This is a genomic window from Flintibacter sp. HCN-6482, from assembly GCF_037892565.1.
GTDB classification, from domain to species: Bacteria; Bacillota; Clostridia; order Oscillospirales; family Oscillospiraceae; genus Lawsonibacter; species Lawsonibacter aceti.
Genome location: NZ_JBBKBK010000001.1, coordinates 354611 through 380172, shown reverse-complemented (window position 1 = coordinate 380172; position 25562 = coordinate 354611). Strand labels below are relative to the sequence as shown.

The window sequence follows — 25562 nt, the reverse complement described above, 5'->3', positions numbered from 1 at the left end:
ATCCAAACATTTCTGGCCTGACCTGTGGTACAATAAAGAAAAAACGTGAGAGGAAGAAATTACCATGTCCCGAATCGACGGAAGAAAAAACGATGAGCTCCGCCCGGTGGAGATCATCCCTAATATCAACAAATTTGCCGAGGGCTCCTGCCTCATCCGCTGCGGCAACACCCATGTGCTGTGCACCGCCAGCGTGGAGGACCGGCCGCCCCGCCACGTCCCCGAGGGGGAGGGATGGGTGACCGCCGAATACTCCATGCTCCCCCGTGCCAACCGGGAGCGGTCCCGCCGGGACATCTCCAAGCTGAAGCTGAACGGCCGCTCCGCCGAGATCCAGCGGCTCATCGGCCGGGCCCTGCGCTCGGTAGTGGACATGAAAAAGCTGGGCCCCTGGAACATCACCATCGACTGCGACGTGCTCCAGGGGGATGGGGGTACCCGCACCGCCTCCATTACTGGGGGCTTTGTGGCTATGATGCTGGCCTTCCGAAAAATGATAGAGGCCGGTCAGCTGGCGGAGTACCCCGTCAGCGGCTATGTGGCCGCCGTGTCCGCCGGTATCGTGGATGATGTGCCCCTGCTGGATCTGTGCTATGAAGAGGATTCCTCCGCTATGGTGGATCTGAACTGCGTTATGGACGACCAGGGCCGCCTCATCGAGATCCAGGGAACTGGGGAGGAGCGTCCCTTTACCCTGGATGAGCAGCGGCAGCTGGTGGAGCTGTGTGAGAAGGGCATCCTGCGGCTCCAGGCCCTTCAAAAAGAGATATTGGGGCTATAAAAGACGGGAGGGAAGGACATGAAACTGGTGCTGGCCAGCAAAAATAAAAAGAAGCTGGTGGAGATGAACGATATCCTGTCCCAGCTTGGAATCGAGGTCTGCTCCGAGGCTGAGGCGGGGGTGGATGTGGAGGTGGAGGAGACTGGAACTACCTTTGAGGAGAACTCTCTGCTCAAGGCCAGGGCTGTTATGGAGGCCAGCGGCCTGCCCGCCATCGCCGACGACTCCGGCCTGTGTGTGGATGCGCTGGGTGGGGCGCCCGGCGTGTACTCTGCCCGTTATGGGGGCGAGGGACTGGACGACATTCAGCGATACCGCCTGCTGTTGGAGAACATGAGGGGGCAGATGCCCCGGACAGCTCGCTTTGTCAGCGTCATCACCTGCTGTTTCCCCAACGGAGATGTGATTTCCGCACGGGGAGAGTGCCCCGGCACCATCGCCTTCGCCCCCATGGGGGAGGGCGGCTTCGGCTATGATCCGGTGTTTTTCGTTCCCACGCTGAAAAAGACCTTCGCCCAGCTTACCGCCGAGGAGAAGAATGCCATCTCCCACCGGGGAAAGGCGCTGGAGGCATTTCAGGTCAAACTGAAGGAGTACCTGTCCAAATGACAGAAATCAAAAGATAGGAGATCATAACATAATATGGCAGAACTGACAAGCAAGCAGCGGGCCCAGCTGCGGGGGCTGGCCAACGGCATCGATACCATCCTCATCGTGGGCAAGGACGGCATTGGGGACAACCTGGTGAAGCAGGCCAACGACGCCCTGGAGGCCCGGGAGCTTATCAAGGGCCGTGTGCTGGAAAACTCAATGCTCTCCCCCCGGGAGGCAGCCGAGCAGTTGGCCCCCCTGACCCGGAGCGAGGTCGTCCAGGTCATCGGAACAAAATTTGTTCTCTATCGTCCAAGCCATAATAAAGAGAAAAAGGACAGAATCGTGCTGGTGACGGACAAGAAACAGAGGTAATCAATTTTATTCCTGCCAGCCGCTGACGCTTGGCGTGTTCTGGGCGGCGATGGGCTGTGGGCCGAGCTTCAGCCCCATCCTTCGGCCGAATTTGACAAAGCGGGGCTGCCCCTTTTTGGGGCCGTCCACCCTGATAAAAGTGAGAGAGGTGTCTGGCATGAAGATCGGAATCTACGGCGGGACCTTCAATCCCCCCCATCTGGGACACCTGGCCGCGGCAAAGACGGCCATTGAGGTGCTTGGCCTGGACCGGCTGCTGCTGATCCCGGCGGCGATCCCGCCCCACAAGGTCCTGCCCGAGGGTACGCCCCCGCCGGAGCACCGTCTGTCCATGGCGGAGAAAATGGCGGACGCGCTGCTGCGGCCCAAGGTGGTCCAGGTGTCCACACTGGAGCTGGAGCGGGAGGGCAAGAGCTACACCTCTGACACGCTGGAGGAGCTCCATCGTCAGTATCCGGAGGCGGAGCTGTGGCTGCTCATGGGAACGGATATGTTCCTGACGCTCCACCTGTGGCATGATCCCGATTCCATTTTGAGACTGGCCGGGGTGTGCGCCTTTGGCCGTACTGAACAGGACGGGGAGGAGCTCTTTGCCCCACAGCGGGACTTCCTCTGTGAGAGATATGGCGCGAAAGTGACCACCATCACTCTGCCCGGTCTGGTTGACATCTCCTCCACCCGCCTGCGGAAGCTGCTGGGCCAGGGGGAGGGGAGAGAGTACCTACTCCCCGCTGTCTATGGGCACATTCTGATGAATGGGCTCTATGGTACCCACGCCGACCTGAAACATCTGGACATTCCAGAGCTGCGGGCCTGCTCCTGCTCCATGGTCCGACAGAAGCGGGTGGCCCACATCCGCGGCACTGAGGAGGAGGCGGTCCGTCTGGCACGGCGCTGGGGGGCCGACCAGACGCTGGCCCGACGGGCAGGCATCTTACATGACTGCACCAAGTATTTAAACCTGGAGGAGCAGTTGGCCCTGTGTGAGAAATACGGGGTCGCGCTGGACGAGCTGGAGCGGTCAGCGGTCAAACTGCTTCACTCCAAGACCGGGGCGTGTATCGCCAAGGCGGTTTTTGGGGAACCTGATGAGGTGTACTCGGCCATCTTCTGGCATACGACAGCCAAGGAAAACATGACGACACTGGAAAAGATCCTGTATGTGGCTGATTACATAGAGCCCAACCGGGATTTTGAAGGGGTGGAGCGCCTGCGGTCGCTGGCCTATCAGGATCTGGACAAGGCCCTTCTCCTGGGGGTGGAGACTACCATTCAGGAGATGGAAGAGAGAAAGCTGCCTGTCCACAGCAGGACGTTCAAGGCCCGGGACTGGCTGAGGTCCCACGGAGTAACGATAGAGGAAGGAACCGAATGAGCGAACACACCAGAAGACACGGAAAACGACAGGTCCAGACCGAGCGCGCTTCCTTGGGGGAATATTGGGTGCGGTACCGGGCTTGGGTCCATGGGATGAGCCGGGGAGAGAAGATCCGCTACCGCGCCTTACAGACCGCGGTGTTCCTCTCCATCCTGATCATTGTGGGCTATCTGATTCTAAGCGCCTGGATCAAGCTGCCCGATACGTCGGACCTGCCCGGCCAGACCACAGGAGGACAGACTCAGGGAGACACCTCTGATTTGAGTTATGACGGGGCGGAACTGCCCCAGGTGGCCATGAGCGGCCGAAGAGAGGGAGTGTATACCTTCCTGGTAGCTGGCTTAGACCAGGTGAGCAATTCCACAGACACAATGCTGCTGGTGACCTATGACACTAAGAATAAGACTATCGATGCCATCAGCCTGCTCCGGGACACGATGATCAACACCAGCGCCACAAGGGGCGCACAGAAGCGGCTCAATGTGGTGTACACCCGGAATCGGGGGTCCAGCGACCTGCCAGAGAAGGAGCGGGTGGAAAAGGGAATGACCGCCTTGAAGCAGGAGGTGAGCCACCTTACTGGAATCTACCCGGACTTCTATGTCCTGGTGGAGTGGGAGGCTGTCGGGGAACTGGTGGACGCCATTGGCGGAGTCTATTTCGAGGTGCCCTTTGATATGGACTATGACGACCCAACCCCTGGCCAGGACCTGCACATCCACCAGGAGGCAGGGTACCGCCTGTTGAACGGCCAGGACGCCATGGAGGTTATCCGCTTCCGCAAGAACAACGATGGCACCCACGCCCTGGGGGACAGCGGCCGGACCGCTATCCAGCGGGACTTCCTCACAGCGGTGATCAAGGAGTGCCTCCAGCCGGATATTCTCCTCAAGCTGCCGACGCTGGCCCAGATATTCACTGAAAACGTGTCTACCGATTTAAGTGTGGGCAATATTCTGGCCTTTGCCCAACTGGCCATTGGGATGAACGTAGAAGAGAACGTGACGTTTGTCTCCCTGCCATGGACAGGCGTCAGCTATGACGGGGCATCTCTGGTGCTGGCCAATGAGAAGGAGCTGCTGCCCTTGCTCAACGACGGCCTCAATCCCTATGTGGGGGAGATCCAGTCCAGCGACCTTCAGCTGATGTATAAGAAGAGTGGAGGGGGCTACGGTGTGACCAACGGTACACTGTTGGACTCTAGAATGGCCAAGCCTGTAGTGGCGCAGAAGCCTCAGGAGGAAGAGAAGGAGCCCACAGAAGAGGAAGAAACGCCTGATGTTCCCCCGGTGGAGGAACCCAGCGGAGGGGCCGAGAACCCTGGTGAGGAAACAGGGATCGGTCAGGAAGGTGACTCTTCTCAGGGAGAAGGAGGAAATGGCAGTACCGGCCAGCCCCCTGACGAAGAGGGGGAAACGGGTACTGATACGCCGCCCATCGTGACCATCGACCCGGACGACGTGCTCCCCGACCCGGGGAGCGGTTCCACCAGTCAGGAGACGGAGGAGGAACCGCCGCCCTCCCAGGATATCAGGCCTTCATAGAAGGGGAGACAGCGGCTTCAAGCAACAATATATAAGCAGAAAGGGGAAAGAAGATTGACTTCTTATGAGATGGCCATCGCGCTGGCCAAGGCCCTGGACGGGAAAAAGGGGCAGGATATCAAGGTGCTCAAGACCGAGGAGCTGACCACGCTGGCGGATTACTTCGTGCTGTGTACCGCCACCTCCAGCACCCAGGTGAAAGCGATGTCAGACGCCTGTGAGGAGGCCATGGAGAAAAATGGCGAGCAGGTCCACCACATTGAGGGACACCGGGGCGGCACCTGGCTGCTGATGGATTTCTCATCCGTTGTGGTCCATGTGTTTACCGATGAAGCTCGAAAGTTTTATGACCTGGAGCGGCTGTGGGGCGACGCTCAGGAGATAGACTTGGCACAGGCGCTAAAGTCGGAATAAATGTATAAAACAGAGGGGTGTTCCGGTCGTTATATCCGGAACGCCCCTCTTGAATTTCCTCTTGACGGAAGGGAAAAGACTTCCTAGAATAAAACGGACAGGGAAAAGAGGAGATGGGATAAGCATGGAACTAAGCCTGATGCTGATGGAGCAGATATTGGCCATGGTGCTCATGGCCGCCGCTGGCTTTTTGGCCGCCAAAGCGGGGGTCCTGACTGGGGACCAGAGTCGGGTGCTCTCCAAGGCGGTGCTCTATATTGCCCTGCCCTGTACCTTGGTGAATGCTTTTCAGACAGACTATGATCCAAATATCCTGGGGGCGTTTTTAGTGACGCTGGCCATCGCGGTTCTGATACATGGAATATTTTGGCTTGTCTGCTGGCTGTTAGATAGGACTGGGCGCCAGCTTACCCCAGCAGAAAAGGCCTCGGTCATATACAGCAACGCCGGAAACCTGATTATTCCCATTGTATTGAATACGCTGGGGCAGGAATATGTCATTTATACCTGCTCCTACATGGCCTTTCAGGGATTCTTAGTCTGGACCCATGGGCAGAAGCTTATGGGGGGCGAAGGCCGGCTCACGCTGAAAAAAGTGGTGAAAAACCCCTGCCTCTGTGCCATACTGATGGGCATGGCACTGTTTTTCTTACATATCCGTCTGCCTGATGTGTTGGGTACCGCTGTTTCCTCTATGGGGAGCTGTGTGGGCCCCCTATCTATGGTGGTGGTGGGTGTTCTGCTGGCGGAAACAGACTTGAAGGCCGCTTTTTCCTCGCGGGGGATATACCGGGTCGTTTTCCTAAGGTTGATCATTCTGCCATTGCTGGTAGTGGCTCTATTGTGGGGAGTAGAGCGGGTCTGGGGACATAGCCAGATCCTACTGGTCAGCCTGCTGTGCGCGATAGGCCCGGCAGCCGCTACGTTGACCCAGATGGCCCAGCTCTATAAGAGCGCGGAGAGCCGGTACACCTCCTCTATAAACGTGGTGACCTCGGTATTGTGTGCCGCCACTATGCCGCCGATGATCGTTTTATTCCAAATGCTGACAACGTAAGAAGCTGCCTCCGATTTTTAATCGGAGGCAGCTTCTTATTTCCCTCGGATAACAGTCAAAGCCTGACGGCAGTTGACCACCTGGTTGACCAGCTGGTCGCCGCCATACTCCCCGTCAATGGTCCAGGGAATGGGCTGGTCAGAGGAAAAGGTAAGCTGGGAAGCCTGGAAATGGATGCGGGAGCCGGCCCCCACCGGATTCTGAGCGAACAGAGTCTGGAAGCCATCGGTGACATCGGCCAGACTGACCGGCTTTTTGACCAGATCTACCTCGAACAGTCCGTCATCCAGCTCTACGTCCTGTTGAGGCAGCTTGATGCCGCCGATGGACAGGGCGTTGCGCACCATGCCGAAGTAAAAGTCATCCTCCAGAACCTGACCATCGTATTCTACTTTAAGATGGTAGGGGGAGATGGTGGGCAGAGAGGCAATGCCCTCTACCACATAGGCCAGATGGCCAAATGTGTTTTTCAGATCCTGGGGAGTGGCGTAGGCCACATGGGTAAACGCGCCGAAGGCGGCCACATAGACGAAGGGCTGCCCATTGAGTTTTCCAATGTCAATGTGAAAGGGCTCGCCTTCGCCGGCGGCGACGGCAGCGGATTTAATCGGGGAGCGGGGGAGATTTAGGGTGGTAGCGCAGTCATTGGTGGAGCCGGAAGGAATATATCCCAGCATGGGTGGGGCGGACAACTCCATCAGCCCGGTTACAGTTTCGCTTAAAGTGCCATCGCCGCCGGCACATACCACCCGTTGGAAACGGGGACCCAGCTCTTTGGCGGCTCGGACAGCGTCCCCCTTGCACTGGGTGGGGTAGACAGTGACCAGCCACCCAGCCTTGGTAAAGACGTCTAAGACCGGAGAAAGACTGCCGGGCAGCTGTCCTTTCCCGGATGTGGGGTTATAGATCAAGAGAGCTTCCTTCAAAACGATCCCTCCTTGCCTGTCAGATTTTATAGGAAAACAGCCTGGGCTTGGTGGACCAGCCTGATTAATATTAATAGTAGTATTATTATAGAAAGAGAAAAGAAAAAATCAAGAGAGATGTTGTAAATCTTTACATAAAATTAAGGCGCAAAAATAGAGGTTTCTTGTGCCACACTGGGGCTTGCGCCCATGGGGCAAAACGGTTAAAATACCTAAGATAGTATGTCGTAACGAGGTGGATTAACGACGATGGACCGAAAAACGTTAAAAGCGGCTTTCCCCGCCACGGTACCGGTGTTGATGGGGTATCTGGCTATCGGGATGGCCTTCGGGCTGATGCTCCAGTCAGAGGGCTATGGCGTAGGCTGGGCCATTCTGATGAGCATGACCATATACGCAGGCTCTGGGCAGTATTTGGGGGTTCCCCTGTTGGCTACGGGGGCGACTCTAGGCCAGACGGCCTTTCTGACTCTGATGGTCAATTTCCGGCATCTGGTCTATGGCCTGTCCATGCTGGAGAAATTTCGGGGTATGGGCCGCCGGAAGCTTTATATGATTTTTTCCCTGACGGATGAGACCTATGCGTTGCTTAGTTCGGCCAAGGTGCCCCAGGGGGTGAAGGAGCACGATTACTACTTTGCTGTCGCCCTGCTGGACCAGAGCTACTGGGTGCTGGGTTCTGTGATCGGCTCTCTGTTGGGGGCCGCGCTGGGCTTTGACACCACGGGAGTGGATTTTGCCATGACCGCCCTATTCCTGGTCATCGCCGTGGGCCAATGGAGGACCGCCGGCAGCCATCTGCCTGCTCTGCTGGGCGGAGCGGCCACTCTGGTCAGCCTGCTGGCTGTGGGGGCGGAGGAGATGCTGCTGCCTGCCTTGGGAATTATGGTGGCCGTCCTGGTGCTTCTCCGTCCCACTCTGGAGGAGCAGGGGCGGAGAAGGCCTGCCGCGGTGAGAGAGGAGGGGGCCCGATGACCACGATGACAACGGGACAGACCCTGGCCGCCATCGCGGTGATGGCGGTGGTCACCTTTTTGACCAGGGCTCTGCCCTTCCTCCTGTTTGACCGGGGAGGAGAGCCTCCAAAGGTGGTGCTCTATCTGGGGCGGGTGTTACCCCCGGCAGTCATCGCCATGCTCATCGTATATTGTTTGAAGGGAGTATCCTTTGCCACACCAGCGGGCTGGGTCCCCGCCCTGCTGGCCAGCGCCGCGGCAGTGCTCCTCCATCTGTGGAAGGGGAATGACCTGCTGTCCATTTTTGGGGCGACGGTGCTGTATATGGTGCTGGTGCAGGGCGTGTTCAACTGATGTTGACGATGTGAGGAACGAGAGGAAACGATATGAGAGAGACAGAAGAACTGGCCCATTTGGACCGGGAGATAGAGCGGCTGCTCCGCCGGCGCCTGGAACTGGTGGCCGGGCCGGAATCTGGGAGTACCGGCTACGACCAGTGCAGGCGGGCTATGGAGGCCGCCCGCTGCCCGGTATCCCAGCCCAGAGTGGTCTATCAGGGAGTAGCCGGAGCGTACAGCGAGATGGCCGCCCTCACCTTCTTTGGGAAGGAGGCCCGCTGTCAGGGGCTGGCCCGCTTTGAGGATGTCTTTGAAGCTGTCCATCGGGGGGAAGCGGACTATGCTGTCCTCCCCATCGAGAACAGCTCCACCGGCGCTATCCGCCAGGTATATGAGCTGCTGACCCAATATCAGCACTATATCGTAGGGGAGGACACCGTTAGGGTGGAGCACTGTCTGATGGCGCCCAGGGGAGCGAGTCTGGACACCATTACCCAGATCTACTCCCATGAGCAGGGCCTGTTCCAGAGCGACCGTTTTCTGTCCCGCCACCCGGAATGGGAACAGATCCCTTTTGGGGACACGGCGGGCAGCGCCCAGTATGTGGCCCAGACCGGAGACATTACCAAGGCCGCCATCGGCTCGGCACGGGCGGCAGAGCTCTATGGGCTGGATATCCTGTACCGGGGCACCAACCACAACAGCGGAAATACTACCCGCTTCGTAGTCACCTCCCCGGTGATGGAACTGCGCCCCGGAGCGGACAAGATCGCCGTCCTGCTTTCCGTCCCCCACCAGGTGGGAAGTTTGCAGCGTATTTTGACGGTGTTCCTGCTCCACGGGCTCAACCTGATGAAGATCGAGTCCAGACCCATGCCGGACAAGCGGTGGGAGTACCTTTTTTTCATGGAGTTCTCCGGCTCCCTTACCGGACCGGGGATGGAGGAGGCCCTGGAGGAACTGTCCCGGTCCACCTCCTATCTCCGGGTACTGGGCAACTTCAAAAACAGCCTGACAGAGGGATAACGAACAGGAGGAGAGCAGATGGCCAACACTGTGCTGATTACCGGGGCCTCACGGGGCATCGGAGCCGCCACCGCCCGGTACTTTGGAGAGCAGGGCTGGCAGGTGGCGGTCCACTACCACGAGCGGGAGGACCTTGCCCTGGAGCTGGTGCGGGAGCTGCGGGAGATGGGGACCTGTGCCGTAGCCCTGGGCGCGGATCTGGCCTGCCCGGATCAGGCCTCTGCCCTTCCTGCTCGGGCGGAGGAGGCTCTCGCCACTCTGGACGCTCTGGTGTGCGGCGCTGGGATCGCCCTGCCCCAGCAGCTCGTCACGGATACCAGCGACGATGAATGGCGGCGCCTGATGGGGATAGATCTGGACGGCGTCTTTTATACCATACGGGGGGCCGTCCCCTCCTTCGTCCGGCGGCGGCAGGGCGCGATTGTCACCATTTCCTCCATGTGGGGAACCACGGGAGCGTCCTGTGAGGCACCCTATTCCGCCGCTAAGGCGGGCGTCATCGGTTTGACGAAGGCTCTGGCCAAGGAACTGGGGCCCTCCAACATTCGGGTCAACTGTGTGGCCCCCGGTGTTATCCAAACGGATATGAACCGGCATCTGTCCCAGGCGGATATGGACGCTCTGGCAGATCAGACACCTCTGTGCCGGACCGGTGATCCGGAGGAGGTGGCTCGGGCAATTTTCTTTCTGGCCTCCGAGCAGTCTTCCTTTGTCACGGGCCAGGTCCTGGGCGTGGATGGCGGCATGGCGGTCTAAAGAGCGGGAGGAGAGGCAGAAAAGTCTCTCCTCCCGCCTGGCTTTTTACGAAAAGCATAAAAGGGCGGACCAAGCCCAGCCCCCTGACAAATAACAACAAAAAGAACCCGGTTGTCAAAGAAACAAAAAGTTGCTATAATAAGAAACAAAGTGGGTATTTTTTCCCCAAAAGGGAATAAATGTCACCTACCCCCGAGAGGAGGACGGCTCCATGTCCCGACAAAAGGGCGGTTTTGGCGGCTATCGTGGCCGCAGAACGCTGACCGATATATTGAGATTGATCGCGGTCGTCCTGACCGTGTTGGTGATTTTGGTGCTGGCGGGACTATTTTTCGGTCAGAAATATATTGTCCAGACGGACCGGGGCCTTCAGTTTCAACTGCCTCAGGCCCTCCGCCCAGGGAAGGAGGAGCCCGATATTGGAGACATCAGCGTGGTGATCCAACCCTCGGATTCAGAGCGGCGGGAGGAGCCTGAGCAGGAGCCGGAGCGCGCCCTTACGGCGGCCCTTCAACTGCCCTTGTCCGCCGTGCTGGACGGCACCGCGGTCGGAAGCATGGAGGAGGCCGGAGCTAATGCCCTGATCCTACAGATGAAGGGCAGGGAGGGCCAGCTGAACTGGGTGTCCCAGCAGCCCTTGGCCGTAGCTGCCGGAGTCAGCGGGCAGGACCAGTCGGTCAACGATGCCCTGACCGCATGGAACCAGGGCGAGGTCTACACGGTGGCCAGGCTATGCTGTTTCCGGGATAATACTCTGCCCTATCAAAATAACGCAGTGGCCCTCCGGGCCAGCTACGGCAACTGGAGGGACGAGCTGGGACTGCGCTGGCTGGACCCGGCTAAGGCCGAAGGACAGGCCTATGTCGCCGGCCTGTGTGGGGAACTGGCTGCCCTGGGCTTTGACGAGATCGTGCTGGAGTGCTGGGCCTATCCCAGCCGGGGAAATCTGGATGTGATTACCGACGGCCCGGCGGGGGACAGGCAGGCTGTGACTGATTTGGCGTTGGCCTTGCTGGAGCAGATTGACGCGGAGACAGAGGGATACGATGTCAGGATCTCTTTGGTGGCGGACGGGGAACTGCTTGAGAGAACGGGCCTGGATCTCAACAGCCTCGACCAATGGGAAGGAAATATTTGGACAGTGGGAGAAGGAGAATATCTGGCAGGACTGGACGAAAATGCGGACGGCGGTCGAATCGTCCGGATCGTATCTGCGCTGGAAGGGAAAGAAGCGGGAGCGCAGGGTGTGCTCCCGGAGCCGGAACTGGGATAAACAGAAGCCGCTGGCTGCGTTATGCAGCTGGCGGCTGTTTTCCTTTCAGGGGAGGGGCTGAAAATGCAGGAATAAAGATGACGGAATTGTAAACTATCGCAAAAGAGAGAGGGAATACCCCGCAAAAGATGTGCGATAGAGGGTGAAATAAAACGAAAAATGCCGCATTATAAAAAAGGTATACGAAAGATAGATAAAATAAAGCTTGCATTCCTAAGTGATTTCACATAGAATAAAAGGTACATAATTTCATCAGGAAGCGTGGATGAAGATGAAAAGGTGGTGAGGATATGGCAGTGGAAGCCATCCAAAAGGTGACGCAGGTCGAGGCGGAGGCCGACCGCCGCAAGGAGGAGGCCATGGCCGAGAGCAAGCAAAAGCTGCTGGTGGCGCAACGAGCTGCCCAGCGGCTATTGGCGGATAGCCGGAGTGAAGCAGAGAATGAGGCCCGTCAGATGCTGGTTCAGACAGAGGAAGAAGCGGCTAAGGCTACCCAGAAGGTACTGGAACAGGCCAAATTAGACTGTGAGCAGTGGAAGCGGACAGCTCGGACCCGGCTGGACCAGGCCGCCCGCGCAATCGTAGAAAAGGTTGTGAATCGCTGATGGCCATCATGAAAATGAAACGCCTGCGGTTGATCGCCATGGCGGAGGACCGGGAGACCATCCTCCGCACCCTCCAGCGCATGGGATGCGTGGAGGTCAGCGAGGCCGGGGTGGAGCCCTCGGAGGAGGGAGATGCCTCTGGGCGGGAACTGCTCCAGCACCTGCGGGACAAAGTGTCCCGGCTGGATGCCAGTGGGCTGGAGCGGGCCCGGGAGGAGCGGGGAGAGGCGGAGCGAGCTCTGGCCACGCTGAAGCGGTATGCCCCGGAAAAAGGGAAACTGCTCCAGCCCCGGCCCGACCTAAAGGAGGGAGAGCTCTTTGACCAAGGGCGGGCCCGACAGGCCCTGGATGGGGCCCAAGAGGTCAACGAGGCAGAGCGCCGCATGGCTGCCATCCACAGCGAGCAGTCCAAGCTGCTGGCCCAAAAGGCCGCTTTGGCGCCCTGGCTGGAACTGGACCTGCCCCTGGAGACCCAGTCTACCCACCAGATTATGATCCAGCTGGGCACCCTGCCCGCCAATCGTCCCTTTGAGGAGGGGGAGCAGGCGGTTCAGGGGGCCGGAGAGCTGGTTCAGCTGACTCAGATATCGGCGGATCGGGAGCTGCGGTACTGCCTTCTAGTATGCCACACCAGCCAGGAGGAGGGCGCCCTAGAGGCGCTGAAGGCTCTGGGCTGGTCCCGTGCCAATCTGCGGGATTGGACGGGGACGGCGGCAGAAAACACGGTCCGGCTGGACCGGGAGCTGGAGGAGTTGGCCAAAGAGTTGGCCCAACTGGAGGAGAAACTGGCCTCCATGGGACACCTCCGGCCCCAGCTTCAACAGCTGGCTGACCTGGCCCAGGTGGAGAGTGACAGAGAGGAATCCCGGGGAAGGCTGCTGAATACCAGCCAGACCTTCTATCTGGAGGGCTGGGTGCCGGAGGAGAACTGGCCCCAGTTGGAAAAAGCCCTGGAGAAATATCCCTGTGCCTATGAGGCGGCCGATCCAGTGCGGGAGGAGTATCCGGATGTACCGGTGAAGCTGAAAAACAACTGGCTGACCCGGCCGTTGAGCATGGTCACAGATATGTACTCCCTGCCCGCTTACGGAACGGTGGACCCCAACCCCCTGATGGCCCCCTTCTTTATCCTGTTTTACGGGATGATGATGGCGGACATGGGGTATGGCCTGCTGATGATGGCCGTTGCCTGGGTGGTGGTGAAGCGGGCAAAGCCCGAAGGGGCGACGATGCGGCATATGTTCCCGCTGCTGGGGCTGTGCGGCGTGAGCACCTTTATCTGGGGAGCGGTAACGGGAAGCTTCTTTGGCGACTTCCTCACACAGCTGGTGGCGCTGACCACTGGAGGCCAGTTCGCCCTGCCCGCCCTATTTTCCCCGGTAGATGACGCCCTGGCGGTACTGGTAGGCTCGCTTGTGTTGGGCTTGGCTCAGATCTTTACTGGCATGGGGATCAGCATGTACCGCAAGATCAAGCGGGGGGCTGTGATGGAAGCTCTGTGCGGCGAGGGAGCCTGGTACCTGGTCTTTCTTCTGGCCGGCGTGGCCGCCCTCACCGGACAGATCAAGGCTTGTGCCATTGCCATCGTGGTCCTGCTGCTGTTGACCCAGGGCTATGGGAAGAAAGGCATAGTGGGCAAGCTGGTGGGGATCGGCGGGTCGCTATACAACAATATCACCGGCTATTTCAGCGACATCCTGTCCTATTCCCGGCTGATGGCCCTGATGCTGGCGGGGGCTGTGGTGGCCCAGGTGTTCAACACCCTCGGCTCAATCACCAATTTCCTGCCCACCTTCATCCTGATCTCTATGATCGGCAACGCCCTGAACTTCGCTCTGAATCTGCTGGGCTGCTATGTCCACGATATGCGGCTGCAGTGTCTGGAGTACTTCAAATACTACTACGAGGACGGGGGTAAACCCTTCCGTCCCCTGGAGTTCAAGACGAAATACTATCACATCGTCAAAGAATGAGAATAAGGAGGAAACAACAATGAGTTTTCTGGAATCTTTCGGCGGTTTGGCCCTGGCCCTTCTGGGCGCCAGCCTTGCGGTGGGATTGAGCTGCGTGGGCTCCGCCAAGGGCACCGGCATCGCCGGTGAAGCGGGTACCGGCCTTCTTAGCGAGGACCCCAGCAAGTCCGGTAAGGTCATGGTGCTCCAGCTGCTCCCCGGTACCCAGGGGCTGTACGGCATGGCCGTGTTCTTTGTGGCCCTGATCCGCATGGGCTTTATGGGCAACGCTCTGGCGGTGAGCGAGGCGATGTCCGTCCAACTGGGCCTGCAATTTTTCTCCGCCTGTATGCCTATGGCGATCGGCGGCCTGCTGTCCGCTATCGCCCAGGGCCGCGTGGCTGCCGGTTCTATCAATATCCTGGCCAAGAAGCCGGATGACTGGTCCAAGGGCCTGATTCTGTGCGGTATCGTGGAGTTCTACGCCATTTTGTCCCTGTTGTGCTCTATGATTATGCTGTTCTCCCTGAGCGTGCCGCTTTAATTTCCACCGAGAGGGGACGAACATATGGAAGGAATCGAAAAGATCACGGCCAAGATCATTCAGGACTCTGAGGCGGAAGTGACCCGCATTCTGGAGGAAACGGAGCGAAAGGCCCGCTCCATCGGCGAGGAGGCCCAGGCCCAGGCCGACCGAGAGCGGGAGGAGATTTTGGCCCGTGGCCGCCGGACCGCCGACGAGCGGCTGGAGCGTCTGAAATCCGCCGCCCAGATGGAGCGGCGCAAGCTGGAGCTGGCCGCCAAGCAGGAGGTGCTGGCCGAGGCATTTGACCTGGCCCTGGAGAAGCTGTGCACCATGCCTGAGCAGGAGTATGTGGCGCTGTTGACCAAGCTGGCCCTGGAGGCGTCTTCCACTGGCCGGGAGCAGCTCATCTTCTCCCCCCAGGACCGCAGTCGGGTGGGCAAACAGGTGGTGGTGGCAGCCAACGAGGCCCTGGTAAAAGGGGTGGCCCCCGAACTGCCCGAAGCGATCACCGAATCCAAGGTAGGAGCCTTCCTGGGCAAGGTGGTCAACACCACTGCCGCCATGGTTACAGGTACCGGCCTGCTTACCCTGAGCGAGGAGACCCGGCCTATCAAGGGTGGCTTCATCATGGTGGACGGGGACATCGAGGTAAACTGCGCCTTTGAGACACTGGTTCGCCTCCAGCGGGAGAAGCTGGAGAAGGAAGTGGCCGGCGTGCTGTTCCCCTGAGAGTTGGGACAGAGTGAAGAGTCAGGGGGAAGAGCGGAGAAATGCCCTTTCCCGCGGGATCTTCACTCTCCACGCCCAACTCTCCACTCTCAAGTAAGGGAGGGAATATTTTGTCCCACCAGATAAAGGATATAGACTACCTGTCCATTTCTACCAGGATCCGGGCCATGGAGAACCGCCTGCTGACAAGGGAGAGGATGGACCGGATGATTGACGCCAGGGAGAACGGGGAGGTTATGAAGATCCTCACCGAGTGCGGTTACCCGGAGGATAGAGGAGGCGGGCTGGAGGGCGTGCTTGCCCAGGCCCGGGCCGATACCTTCCGAGACATCGCCGGGGCGGTACCAGATCCCCGCCTGGCGGAGATATTCCAATTGAAATATGATTATCACAACGCCAAGGTTATTCTGAAGGCCCAGGCTGTGGGCGCCGACCCAGAGCGCCTACTGCTGGCCGGTGGGCGGTATGACCCCAGAGAGCTGCTGGAGGGATGGCGGCGAGAGGAGCTCCAGGGCTGTTCAGAGGAGTTCCAGCGGGCTATGGCCCAAGCATGGACCCTTCTAAGGGAGAGCCGGGATCCCCAGCAGGCCGATCTGCTTCTGGACCGAAGCTGCTATCAGGAGATGGAACGACTGGCCCAGGCGCTGGGCAGCCCCTTCCTCCTGGGCTATGTCCGGCTGAGTGTGGATGTGGCCAATCTTCGGACCGCTGTCCGGGCGGCCCGAATGGGCAAAGAGGGAGACTTCCTGCGCCGGGTGCTGCTGCCAGGAGGAAATGTGTCTCAGCAGACAGTAGCTTCCGCCCGGGCAGACACGCTGGGCGAGGTGTTCCAGTCGGGACCCCTGGCCCAGGCCGCCCAGTTGGGGGCCAAGGTAGCCCAGCCCGGTGGAGGCTCTCTGACCGCCTTTGAAAAGGCCTGTGACGATGCGCTTACAGCCTATTTGGCCGCCGCCCGTATGGTCCCCTTTGGGGAGCAGACGGTCATCGGCTACCTCTATGCCAAGGAGCTGGAGTTTACGGCAGTCCGCACCATCTTTGCCGGGCGGGCAGCTGGACTGGACGGAGATACCATCCGGGCCCGGCTTCGGCAGACCTATGTATAAGGGGGGTGGCTGGAGATGTATAAGATCGCGGTGATGGGCGACGTAGACAGCGTCCTGGGCTTTAAGGCCCTGGGGCTGGATGTATACCCTGTGGCTGGCCCGGAGGAGGGGCACGAGACGCTCCACCGGCTGGCCAGGGAGAATTACGCCATTATCTATATGACCGAGCAGCTGGCCGACAAACTGACGGCTGACATCGCGCGGTATAAGGACGCGCTGACCCCGGCGATCATTTTAATTCCCGGAAAGGAGGGTCCCCTGGGTATCGGCATGGCCAATATTAAGACCGCGGTAGAGCGGGCTGTGGGCGCTGATATCCTATGACGGACCAGGGAGAGGTCCTCCGTCTTGCCTCGCTGGAGGAGGCACCGCGGCTTTTCCAGCTGATCCTCCAACGGATCACCTGGCTGGAGGAGCGGGGGATACGTCAGTGGGAGCGGGATGACTATCTTACCTATTACCCCTTGACCTATTTCCAGGAGCGGGCCCGAAATGGGGAGCTCTATGGCCTGTGGAGGCCCGACGGGGTGCCCAATGTGGTGGCGGTGCTGCTGGAAGAGGATGATCGCTGGCCTGCTGGTGGGTCCGCGCTCTATATCCATAACCTGGCCGCAAACCCGGATGCCCCAGGCGCCGGGGAGCGGATGCTAAGGCAGTGTATGGCACTGGCCAAAGCCATGGGGAAGGACTATCTGCGTCTGGACTGTGGACGGAACAATCCAGCGCTGAATGACTACTATGAACGACTTGGCTTCTCCTATGTGGGCCCAATGGAAGTGGGCAGCTACCAGGGTAACCTGCGGCAGCGCCCCCTCCTTTGAAGGCCAGTGGAACAGAGCCAGAAGAAAGAAGGTTTAGCCTATGGGAAAGATCGTCAAGGTCTCCGGCCCGCTGGTGGTGGCCACCGGTATGGAGGAGGCCAATATGGCCGACGTGGTCCGTGTGGGCGAACAGCGCCTCATCGGCGAGATCCTCACCATGACTGGAGACTCTGCCTCCATTCAAGTCTATGAGGAGACCTCCGGACTGGGCCCTGGGGCCGAGGTGGTCACCACCGGCGCCCCCCTGTCTGTGGAGCTGGGCCCCGGTCTGGTGGAAAATATTTACGACGGCATCCAGCGCCCCCTGGAGGAAATCATGAAAAAGGTCCAGGGGAACAACCTGCCCCGCGGTGTGGAGGTCCCTGCCCTGGATCGGGAAAAGAAGTGGGAGTTTGTCCCCACAGTCCAACCGGGGGCCCAGGTGGTGGGCGGTGATGTCATCGGCACTGTCCAGGAGACGTCCTCTATCCTCCATAAGATTATGATCCCCCCGAAAATGAAGGGGAAAATCCTGTCCATTCAGTCCGGCACCTTCACCGTTACGGAGACGGTAGCTGTTCTGGAGCGGGAGGACGGCTCCCAGGTGGAGCTGCCTATGATGCAAAAATGGCCCGTCCGTGTGGGCCGGCCCTATAAGCGTAAGTATCCCCCCGTCATTCCCCTCCAATCTGGCCAGCGTATTGTAGATACCTTCTTCCCTGTGGCCAAGGGGGGCACCGCCGCCATCCCCGGCCCATTTGGTTCTGGTAAAACGGTGATGCAGCACGCCCTGGCCAAGTGGTCCGATGTGGACTTGGTGGTCTATATCGGCTGCGGCGAGCGGGGCAACGAGATGACCGACGTGCTCCGGGAGTTTCCCGAACTGGTGGACCCCCGCACTGGAGAGTCCCTGATGAAGCGGACTGTCCTCATCGCCAACACCTCTGATATGCCGGTGGCCGCCCGTGAGGCGTCTATTTATACTGGTATCACTATCGCAGAATACTTCCGGGATATGGGCTACGCCGTGGCCGTCATCGCTGACTCCACCTCCCGCTGGGCCGAGGCTTTGCGTGAGATGTCCGGCCGTCTGGAGGAGATGCCCGGCGAGGAGGGCTACCCAGCCTATCTGTCTTCCCGTCTGGCTCAGTTCTATGAGCGGGCCGGCTCCGTGGCCTGTCTGGGGTCCGATGGGGACCGCCGGGGCAGTCTGACCGCCGTGGGCGCCGTGTCCCCACCGGGCGGCGACCTGTCCGAGCCCGTGTCCCAGGCCACCATGCGTATCGTCAAGGTGTTCTGGGCCCTGGACTCCTCCTTGGCCTATCGCCGCCACTTCCCGGCCATCAACTGGTTGACCTCCCACTCCCTGTATCTGGATTCCCTGAAGCCCTGGTATGACGAAAACCTGGGCAAGGAGTTCCTGCAGAACCGGGAATGGGCCATGGCCATCCTCCAGGAAGAGGCCAGCCTGAACGAGATCGTCCAGCTGGTGGGCAAGGACTCTCTGTCCCCCAAGGACCAGATCACTTTGGAGACTGCCAAGATGATCCGGGAGGACTTCCTCCAGCAGAACTCCTTCGCAGACATCGACTCCTACTCGGAGTATGACCGCCAGGCCCGCCTGCTGGCTATGATTCACCAGTACGACCAGGAGTGCCGGGGCGCGTCAGAGCGGGGAGGCGATTTGAACGCTCTGTTCTCCATCCCCGCACGGGAAAAGATCGGCCGGGCCAAGTCCGTCCCCGCTTATCTGTATAAAGACTCCTACGCCAACCTGTTGGTGGAGATGGAGGAAGAGATCAGCGCCATTGCCGAGAAGGGAGAGGATGCACTGTGATCCGAGAGTATAAGACGATACAGGAGATATCCGGCCCCCTGATGGTGGTGGACCGGGTACAGGGCGTCACCTATGACGAGCTGGGAGAGATCGAACTGACCGACGGCACCGTCCGCCGCTGTCAGGTGTTGGAAGTAAACGGGAATACCGCAGTGGTCCAGCTGTTTGAAAACTCAGCCGGTATCAATCTGGCGGACTCCAAAATCAGGTTCCTGGGACACCCTCTTCAACTGGGGGTGTCCGGAGATATGCTGGGCCGGGTGTTTAACGGCATGGGGGAGCCTATTGACGGCGGCCCAGCCATCCTGGCCGACGAGTATCGGGATATCAACGGTCTGGCCATGAATCCCGCCGCCCGCAACTATCCCAATGAGTTCATTCAGACGGGTATCTCTACCATTGACGGGCTGAACACCCTGGTCCGCGGCCAAAAGCTGCCTATCTTCTCCGGGTCCGGCCTGCCTCACGCCGCTTTGGCGGCCCAAATCGCCCGGCAGGCCAAGGTGCTGGATGGGGAATCCAACTTCGCCGTGGTTTTTGCCGCCATTGGCATCACCTTTGAGGAGTCGGAGTTCTTCGTCCAGGAGTTCCGGCGTACCGGCGCCATCGACCGTACGGTGCTGTTTACCAATCTGGCCAACGACCCGGCAGTGGAGCGTATCGCCACGCCCCGCATGGCCCTGACAGCGGCGGAATATCTGGCCTTTGAGAAGAATATGCACGTACTGGTCATCATGACCGACATCACCAACTATGCCGAGGCGCTACGGGAGGTCTCCGCCGCCAAGAAGGAGGTCCCAGGCCGCCGGGGCTACCCCGGTTACCTGTATACCAACCTGGCGACCCTGTACGAGCGGGCAGGCCGCCAGCTGGGCAAGGAGGGATCCATTACCCTGATCCCTATCCTGACTATGCCGGAGGACGACAAGACCCACCCCATTCCCGACCTGACCGGCTATATTACCGAGGGGCAGATCATTCTTTCCAGGGAGCTGTACCGTAGGGGCATCAATCCCCCGGTGGACGTACTGCCATCCCTGTCCCGCCTGAAGGACAAGGGCACCGGAGCGGGCAAGACCCGGGAGGACCACTCAGGCACCATGAATCAGCTCTTTTCTGCCTACGCCACCGGAAAGGAGAACAAGGAGCTCATGTCCATCCTGGGCGAGGCGGCGTTGAGCCCCACCGACCTGCTCTATGCTAAATTTGCGGATGAATTTGAAAAGCGGTACGTTTCTCAGGGGACAGATGAGAACCGCTCGATTGAGGAGACGCTGGATCTGGGCTGGGAGCTGCTATCTATCCTGCCCCGGAGTGAGTTGAAGCGGATCAAGCCGGAGTATATCGACAAGTATTTGCCCAAGAAGGACTAAGGGGGGAGTGAAATGCCTTCCACGACCATCAATCCCACCCGTATGGAGCTCACCCGGCTCAAGGGCCGGCTAAAGACCGCCCAGCGGGGCCATAAGCTGCTCAAGGATAAGCGAGATGAGCTGATGAAGCAGTTTATGGACGTGATTCGAGAGAATCGTTCCCTGCGCCGCCGGGTGGAGGAGGGGCTTATGCGGGCCCACGGCTCCTTCACTGTGGCCGCGGCTCTGATGTCTCCAGAGATGCTGGAGCAGTCCCTGCTCTACCCCAAGCAGTCTGTGGAGCTGGATATGACCTTCCAGAACATCATGTCAGTGGACGTGCCCAAATATGAATTCCGCACCAGCAGCCAGGACCCAGGGGAGATCTATCCCTATGGCTTTGCCCAGACCAGCGGCGAGCTGGACGACGCGGTAGACGCTATGTCACAGGTGTTCCAGGATATGCTGAAGCTGGCGGAGATCGAAAAGACCTCACAGCTTTTGGCGGAGGAGATCGAGAAGACCCGCCGACGGGTCAACGCCCTGGAGTATGTGAAGATCCCGGAGATGCAGGAAAATATCAAGTATATCACCATGAAGCTGGATGAAAACGAGCGGGCCAACACCATTCGACTGATGAAGGTGAAGGATATGCTTCTGAAGGAGGCCATCGAGGATCGGAGAGCCGAGAACGCTAGAGCCGCAAAGGTTTTCAGGGCTTCAGGTGAGGCGCCGGAAGAGGTTTAAGGCGTATGTTTCCTCACTTTGTCAATGGGACAAGATAAAAAAGGAGGCACTGCCCGGAAAATCCAGGGCAGTGCCTCCTTATTATATTTAACCCACTGTTTTAGACGTATGGAGGAATGGGTCCCCTCCATCAATACCCCATATCCAGTCCGGCTTTCCTGCGGCCGCGGAACTCGGCCGCGGCAGTGAACAGCACATCGGAGGAGGAGTTAAGTGCGGTTTCACAGGAGTCCTGAATGACACCGATGATAAAGCCGATGCCGACCACCTGCATGGCTATGTCGCTGGAGATACCGAACATACTGCAGGCCATTGGGATGAGGAGCAGCGAGCCTCCCGCCACGCCGGAGGAGCCACAGGCGGCCACAGAGGAAACCAAACTCAGCAGGAGGGCAGTGGGAAAGTCCACAGAGATACCCAGCGTGTTGGCGGCGGCCAGGGTAAGGATGGTGATAGTGATGGCAGCGCCAGCCATGTTAATAGTAGCTCCCAGGGGAATGGAAACGGAGTACTTCTCCTTATCCAGACCCAAGTCTTCACACAGCTTCATATTCACCGGGATATTAGCCGCCGAGCTGCGGGTAAAGAAAGCCATGATGCCGCTGTCCTTCAGACATCGAAAGACCAGGGGATAGGGATTTTTCCGAATAGCCAGGTAGACGATGATGGGGTTGACGACCAGAGCTACCAGGAGCATACAGCCTACTAAGACCAGAATTAGCCGGCCATAATTCAGAAAGGACTCAAAGCCGGTATCGGATACGGTGGTATAGACAAGCCCTAGGATGCCGAAGGGGGCGCAGCTAATGACCCATCGGATTGCGGAGGACAGCATATTGGAGATGTCGCCCAGTACGGTCTTGGTGCCCTCGCCGGCCTCACGCATGGCTAGTCCAAAGACAACGGCCCACAGCAGCACGCCAATATAGTTTGCTTCAGCGATGGCGGAGATGGGGTTGCTTACGGCGCTGTTCAGCAGATTCTGGAGCACGTCAGCGATGCCGCCAGGGGCAGCCTGCTCGGCCTGCTCGGCCAAAATCAGAGTGGATGGAAAGAGAAAGCTGGTCACCACGGCGCACAGCGCGGCCAGAAAGGTGCCAATCAGATAAAAGACGATCACAGCGGACATGTTGCTCTTAGCTCCCTTTTTATGCTGTGAGAGGGAGTGAAGGACGAGGAAAAAGACCAGCAGAGGGGCCAGAGCCTTCAAGGCATTGACGAACAGAGTGCCCAGGATACCGATGACGGAGGCCTGAGGCAGGAGGGCGCCTAGAGCGGCGCCCAGAATAAGTCCCACGATGATCCGTTTGACTAGGCTGATATGGTTCCACTTGTGTAAGAGTTCCATACTTCCGATTCCTTTCTTTGGTGAAGTAAAGGGGAGCGTAACCCTTTACCACAGGGCTGAATAAGGGACCGCTGACCTGCCCTGAAGGGACAGTGGCTGGGCACGAAAATTCAAAAAGAAAGACACGACATATGTCGTGTCTTTCCACTTGGAGCGAGTGACGAGGCTCGAACTCGCTACCTCCACCTTGGCAAGGTGGCGCTCTACCAGATGAGCTACACTCGCAGCGACAAATGGTATTATAACAGAAAACAGAGCGATGTCAACCCCGAAATTTAAATTTTGAAAAAATATAAAAATGTCTTTGTCATGATTGGTTGACAAATTTGCAACAAAATTTAGTTGAGGAAATTATATTGCCTTTTATTCTGTTCATTGTGACCGCCAAAGGCTGCTTAGAGAATTTTCCATTTTTTGATATAATTGGCTTGCTTTTGTGTAAAGGTAAGGAAAATTTTGATGCGTTACCGCATTCATGGGATCAAGTGAGAAGCCGCCGGAAATATCCTGGAATTGACATATTATAGAGAACGTGATATAAAAAATATAATAATTGGCATGAGAAATGCAGGATTTGCCGCTGGGTACAGCAGAATATTTTTGGGATTGAGCCAGAAGCATGGAGAAGTAGGATATGGTACAGTATTTAGAAAAAATCGAAAAGAACAAAAGCTACAGCACGAAAATCTATCAGCAGATCAAATCGCTGATCATTACAGGCAAGCTGAAAGCGGGAAGCAACGTCAACGAACGGGAATTCGCCTCCATGCTGGGGGTGAGCCGGACGCCGCTGCGAGATGCGCTGACCCTTTTGGAGAAGGAAGGCTGGGTGGAGCAGAACGGAAAAATACGCATGGTTGCTCCTCTGTTGTGGCGGAACATTCTGGAACTGCTGGAGATTCGGGAGCCCATCGACATGCTCGGCTTTGAGCTGGCCTTTTATAAATATACACCGGAGGACTTTGCCCACCTGCATGGCATCCTCCAGGAGATGATGGACGTTACCAAGCAGGATCACGGTTCCTATTACAGCATCATGGCGCTGGATACCAGCTTTCACCGCTATATCAATCGAAAATCCGGGAATAGCATCTTATTTACCTTTTCAGAGGAGATCAACGAAAAGGTGACCCGAGCTTCTATCCTTAGCATGAAATACAGTGGAAAGGACGGCAATGCTTTTGCTCAGGAGCACCTTGCCATTCTGAAGTGCATGGAGAGCGGAGACTATGAAAATGCGTGCCGGTATCTGTCGGAACACTACAGCGCATGGAGGCAGCGAATGCTCTCGCTGCCGGGACACCTTGGCTTTGATCCGGCGAATCTGGATACCAAGCTTCAAGAAGAGTTCGTCACAATAGACAAATAATATCGATAATATTTGGATAATATAGAAAATTCGCCTGATTTGGGTTGACTTTTTGGTGTAGTTGATGTATAAATAAGTTGCTATTTTTGGTATGCCAAACGCCAAATGCCAAATACCAAGTGCCAAGATAAGCAGAAATTAGATTAGATGGTGTAGGGGAAAGAAATGTTTCCGCCATCATAATTAATGTAAGAAAGGAGAATCAAAAATGAAACTAAAAAGGAACCTTGCATCCCTGCTTTCTGCCGTCTTGTTGCTCCCAGTGCTGGCCGGTTGCGGAAGCGGGGACTCCGGCAGCAACAACGAGCCCCGGGTATTAAAATTCACCGATCAGAACTCCGCATCCTCCGACGCCGGCATCTGGGAACAGCTTTTTGCCGACAAGGTATATGAGTACACAAAAGGCGAGCTGGAAGTTCAATGCTACTTTGACAACACCCTGTGCGGCTACGATATGCAGCCGCTCCAAGCTGGCATTGTGGACTTCATTCAGTATGTGCCCTCCTCTGCTGGCGACCTGGATCCCAGGCTGGGAGCCTTTGACGCCCCCTATGTCTATCGGGACGCGGCGCACCAGGAGGCGGTGTTCAACCCCTTCACCTCTGAGCCCCTGCGGGCCATTAACGAGGCGCTGGAGGACGACCATGTCATGCTCCTCACCGCCTTCAACTCTGGCGACCGCCAACTGACCTGCAACTTCCCCATTTACGACCTGAGTGATATGAAGGGTGCCAAAATCCGCGTGGTCGCCTCCGACCTCTATCAGGTGCTGTTTGCCAACGCCTTCGGTGCGGCCGCTACGCCAATGGCCTTCAGTGAAGTGGCGACCGCCCTGATTACCAATGTCATTGACGGACAGGAGAATCCTTACTCCACCCTGGTGAGCTCCGCCCTGTATGAGGTTCAGGCCTACTGCATGGAGACCCGCCACCTGCCCACAAACCTGGGTCTGTGGATCAACCGTGAAACCTTTGACAGCCTGACTGAGGATCAGCAACAGGCCGTGATGCAGGCTGCGGTAGATGCCACCCATGAGATGAATCAGCGCATCGTGGAGAAGGAAGAGGGCTACAAACAGATCTGCATCGATGGCGGCATGACGGTCATCACCGAGGAGAACGGTCTGGACTTGGCTAGCTTTCATGAGGCCGCCGAGACAGTCTACGACTATTTTTCCGACGACTGGGGTGACATGATTGAACTGATTCAGAACGTCGAGAGCGAGTAGACGATTCTTCATCCGCACGTCCGTCGGGCATTCCCTGCTAATTTGTACGAAAGGAGATATTGCCATGTCTGCTTTGGGAAAAATCTGGGACGGGTTCCGCAGCCTTGTTAATTCTGTCTGTGGGATCTTCCTTATCGTCGTCATCGCGGCGCTTGACATTCAAGTTCTCTGCCGGTCTTTTCTGGGCTTTTCCACTACATGGAGCGAGGAAGTGGCTATGATGTGCTTTACCGGCCTGATCTTCTGCTATCTCGCTCAGGCGGAGAAGGAGGAGGCGCACCTGCAACTGGAGATTATCTATCAGATCTGGCCCAGAACTAAATTTTGGCTAATGGTAATCGGCAAGGTGATCTGCTGCATGTACTGCGCTTTTGTCATCTATAGCGAATACCTTCTGATTCCGCCCATTTCAAAGCTGACTACCGCTGCCACTCACATTCCCATCGTTGCGATTCATGCGCTGATCGTTCTGGGATCCGCCATGTGGATTATCCAGAATCTAATTAGTATTTCTGCCCTGATCAAAGAGAGGAGGGCTGAGAGAGCGTGAA

The 25562-nt window shown here is 57.9% G+C and carries 28 protein-coding genes and 1 tRNA gene; 25 read left to right on the top strand and 4 right to left on the bottom strand.

Features of this window, described 5'->3' with window-relative positions:
* Positions 1–64 precede the first annotated feature (64 nt).
* The 3 genes from rph to WKS99_RS01850 are packed head-to-tail and all read left to right on the top strand — an operon-like array spanning position 65 to position 1747.
* Positions 65–781: a ribonuclease PH gene (rph, locus tag WKS99_RS01860; RefSeq protein WP_147570718.1), complete on the top strand. Its 717-nt coding sequence runs from the start codon at positions 65–67 to the stop codon at positions 779–781.
* 18 nt (positions 782–799) lie between these two features.
* A complete protein-coding gene (locus WKS99_RS01855) occupies positions 800–1390 on the top strand; it encodes an XTP/dITP diphosphatase (RefSeq protein ID WP_147570717.1) in 591 nt (196 codons plus the stop codon).
* Positions 1391–1423: 33 nt separating this feature from the next.
* Positions 1424–1747 (top strand): YhbY family RNA-binding protein, encoded by a 324-nt coding sequence (locus tag WKS99_RS01850; RefSeq protein WP_186852739.1) that lies wholly within the window; start codon positions 1424–1426, stop codon positions 1745–1747.
* Positions 1748–1753: 6 nt separating this feature from the next.
* Here the strand turns inward: WKS99_RS01850 and WKS99_RS01845 are convergent, their stop codons facing one another.
* Positions 1754–1906, bottom strand: coding sequence for a hypothetical protein (locus WKS99_RS01845; protein WP_262669235.1), 153 nt, complete (start codon positions 1904–1906; stop codon positions 1754–1756).
* On the opposite strand from WKS99_RS01845, the gene nadD reads away from it, so the two are divergent.
* The 4 genes from nadD (at position 1905) to WKS99_RS01825 (ending at position 6140) form a co-directional block, all read left to right on the top strand.
* The gene (gene nadD, locus WKS99_RS01840; protein ID WP_147570715.1) at positions 1905–3122 is read left to right on the top strand and encodes a nicotinate (nicotinamide) nucleotide adenylyltransferase; all 1218 of its coding nucleotides are present in this window, start codon (positions 1905–1907) and stop codon (positions 3120–3122) included. The genes WKS99_RS01845 and nadD overlap by 2 nt on opposite strands.
* Positions 3119–4669, top strand: a complete 1551-nt coding sequence (locus WKS99_RS01835) for an LCP family protein (protein ID WP_340405223.1) — start codon at positions 3119–3121, stop codon at positions 4667–4669. The genes nadD and WKS99_RS01835 overlap by 4 nt, the downstream gene beginning before the upstream one ends.
* 54 nt (positions 4670–4723) lie before the next feature.
* Positions 4724–5083, top strand: a complete 360-nt coding sequence (gene rsfS, locus WKS99_RS01830; RefSeq protein WP_147570713.1) for a ribosome silencing factor — start codon at positions 4724–4726, stop codon at positions 5081–5083.
* Positions 5084–5207: 124 nt separating this feature from the next.
* Positions 5208–6140, top strand: a complete 933-nt coding sequence (locus tag WKS99_RS01825) for an AEC family transporter (RefSeq protein ID WP_186852735.1) — start codon at positions 5208–5210, stop codon at positions 6138–6140.
* Between the two features lie 35 nt (positions 6141–6175).
* On the opposite strand, the gene WKS99_RS01820 is transcribed toward WKS99_RS01825, so the two are convergent.
* Positions 6176–7066: a diacylglycerol/lipid kinase family protein gene (locus WKS99_RS01820; RefSeq protein WP_147570711.1), complete on the bottom strand. Its 891-nt coding sequence runs from the start codon at positions 7064–7066 to the stop codon at positions 6176–6178.
* 249 nt (positions 7067–7315) lie between these two features.
* On the opposite strand from WKS99_RS01820, the gene WKS99_RS01815 reads away from it, so the two are divergent.
* The 15 genes from WKS99_RS01815 (at position 7316) to WKS99_RS01745 (ending at position 21066) form a co-directional block, all read left to right on the top strand.
* Positions 7316–8041: an AzlC family ABC transporter permease gene (locus WKS99_RS01815; RefSeq protein WP_340405222.1), complete on the top strand. Its 726-nt coding sequence runs from the start codon at positions 7316–7318 to the stop codon at positions 8039–8041.
* A complete protein-coding gene (locus tag WKS99_RS01810) occupies positions 8038–8376 on the top strand; it encodes an AzlD domain-containing protein (RefSeq protein WP_186852734.1) in 339 nt (112 codons plus the stop codon). Before WKS99_RS01815 ends, WKS99_RS01810 begins: the two co-directional genes overlap by 4 nt.
* A 32-nt stretch (positions 8377–8408) precedes the next feature.
* The gene (locus WKS99_RS01805; RefSeq protein WP_186852733.1) at positions 8409–9386 is read left to right on the top strand and encodes a prephenate dehydratase; all 978 of its coding nucleotides are present in this window, start codon (positions 8409–8411) and stop codon (positions 9384–9386) included.
* An 18-nt stretch (positions 9387–9404) separates the two neighbouring features.
* A complete protein-coding gene (ymfI, locus tag WKS99_RS01800) occupies positions 9405–10142 on the top strand; it encodes an elongation factor P 5-aminopentanone reductase (RefSeq protein WP_240287098.1) in 738 nt (245 codons plus the stop codon).
* A 211-nt stretch (positions 10143–10353) separates the two neighbouring features.
* Positions 10354–11415 carry a putative glycoside hydrolase gene (locus WKS99_RS01795; protein ID WP_262669224.1) on the top strand — a complete coding sequence of 354 codons (1062 nt, stop codon included), beginning with the start codon at positions 10354–10356 and terminating at the stop codon, positions 11413–11415.
* A 290-nt stretch (positions 11416–11705) separates the two neighbouring features.
* The gene (locus tag WKS99_RS01790) at positions 11706–12020 is read left to right on the top strand and encodes a hypothetical protein (protein WP_340405221.1); all 315 of its coding nucleotides are present in this window, start codon (positions 11706–11708) and stop codon (positions 12018–12020) included.
* Entirely contained in the window at positions 12020–13993 is a 1974-nt protein-coding gene (locus WKS99_RS01785) for a V-type ATP synthase subunit I (RefSeq protein WP_240287102.1), read from the top strand. Before WKS99_RS01790 ends, WKS99_RS01785 begins: the two co-directional genes overlap by 1 nt.
* A gap of 19 nt (positions 13994–14012) precedes the next feature.
* Positions 14013–14516, top strand: a complete 504-nt coding sequence (locus tag WKS99_RS01780) for a V-type ATP synthase subunit K (RefSeq protein WP_147570704.1) — start codon at positions 14013–14015, stop codon at positions 14514–14516.
* Between the two features lie 24 nt (positions 14517–14540).
* On the top strand, positions 14541–15227 hold the full coding sequence (locus tag WKS99_RS01775; protein WP_240287103.1) for a V-type ATP synthase subunit E: 687 nt from the start codon (positions 14541–14543) through the stop codon (positions 15225–15227).
* Positions 15228–15337: 110 nt separating this feature from the next.
* Positions 15338–16330 carry a V-type ATPase subunit gene (locus tag WKS99_RS01770; protein WP_340405220.1) on the top strand — a complete coding sequence of 331 codons (993 nt, stop codon included), beginning with the start codon at positions 15338–15340 and terminating at the stop codon, positions 16328–16330.
* A 15-nt stretch (positions 16331–16345) separates the two neighbouring features.
* Positions 16346–16654, top strand: a complete 309-nt coding sequence (locus WKS99_RS01765; protein ID WP_340405219.1) for a V-type ATP synthase subunit F — start codon at positions 16346–16348, stop codon at positions 16652–16654.
* Positions 16651–17151 carry a GNAT family N-acetyltransferase gene (locus tag WKS99_RS01760; protein ID WP_340405218.1) on the top strand — a complete coding sequence of 167 codons (501 nt, stop codon included), beginning with the start codon at positions 16651–16653 and terminating at the stop codon, positions 17149–17151. The genes WKS99_RS01765 and WKS99_RS01760 overlap by 4 nt, the downstream gene beginning before the upstream one ends.
* Positions 17152–17191: 40 nt before the next feature.
* Complete coding sequence (locus WKS99_RS01755; RefSeq protein ID WP_340405217.1) at positions 17192–18967, top strand: V-type ATP synthase subunit A; 1776 nt, start codon at positions 17192–17194, stop codon at positions 18965–18967.
* Positions 18964–20340 carry a V-type ATP synthase subunit B gene (locus WKS99_RS01750; RefSeq protein ID WP_147570698.1) on the top strand — a complete coding sequence of 459 codons (1377 nt, stop codon included), beginning with the start codon at positions 18964–18966 and terminating at the stop codon, positions 20338–20340. The genes WKS99_RS01755 and WKS99_RS01750 overlap by 4 nt, the downstream gene beginning before the upstream one ends.
* 12 nt (positions 20341–20352) lie before the next feature.
* The gene (locus tag WKS99_RS01745; protein WP_340405216.1) at positions 20353–21066 is read left to right on the top strand and encodes a V-type ATP synthase subunit D; all 714 of its coding nucleotides are present in this window, start codon (positions 20353–20355) and stop codon (positions 21064–21066) included.
* Positions 21067–21196: 130 nt separating this feature from the next.
* Here WKS99_RS01745 and sstT read toward each other — a convergent pair whose 3' ends face one another.
* Together sstT and WKS99_RS01735 are read right to left on the bottom strand one after the other, a co-directional pair.
* Complete coding sequence (gene sstT, locus WKS99_RS01740; protein ID WP_147570696.1) at positions 21197–22414, bottom strand: serine/threonine transporter SstT; 1218 nt, start codon at positions 22412–22414, stop codon at positions 21197–21199.
* A gap of 149 nt (positions 22415–22563) precedes the next feature.
* A tRNA-Gly gene (locus WKS99_RS01735) sits at positions 22564–22639 on the bottom strand.
* A gap of 409 nt (positions 22640–23048) precedes the next feature.
* Here WKS99_RS01735 and WKS99_RS01730 point away from each other — a divergent pair.
* The 3 genes from WKS99_RS01730 to WKS99_RS01720 all read left to right on the top strand — a co-directional run bounded on the left by WKS99_RS01730 (position 23049) and on the right by WKS99_RS01720 (position 25561).
* A complete protein-coding gene (locus tag WKS99_RS01730) occupies positions 23049–23783 on the top strand; it encodes a GntR family transcriptional regulator (RefSeq protein WP_186852723.1) in 735 nt (244 codons plus the stop codon).
* Positions 23784–23991: 208 nt separating this feature from the next.
* A complete protein-coding gene (locus WKS99_RS01725; RefSeq protein ID WP_240287106.1) occupies positions 23992–25011 on the top strand; it encodes a TRAP transporter substrate-binding protein in 1020 nt (339 codons plus the stop codon).
* A gap of 64 nt (positions 25012–25075) precedes the next feature.
* On the top strand, positions 25076–25561 hold the full coding sequence (locus tag WKS99_RS01720) for a TRAP transporter small permease (RefSeq protein ID WP_186852721.1): 486 nt from the start codon (positions 25076–25078) through the stop codon (positions 25559–25561).
* Position 25562: the final 1 nt, after the last annotated feature.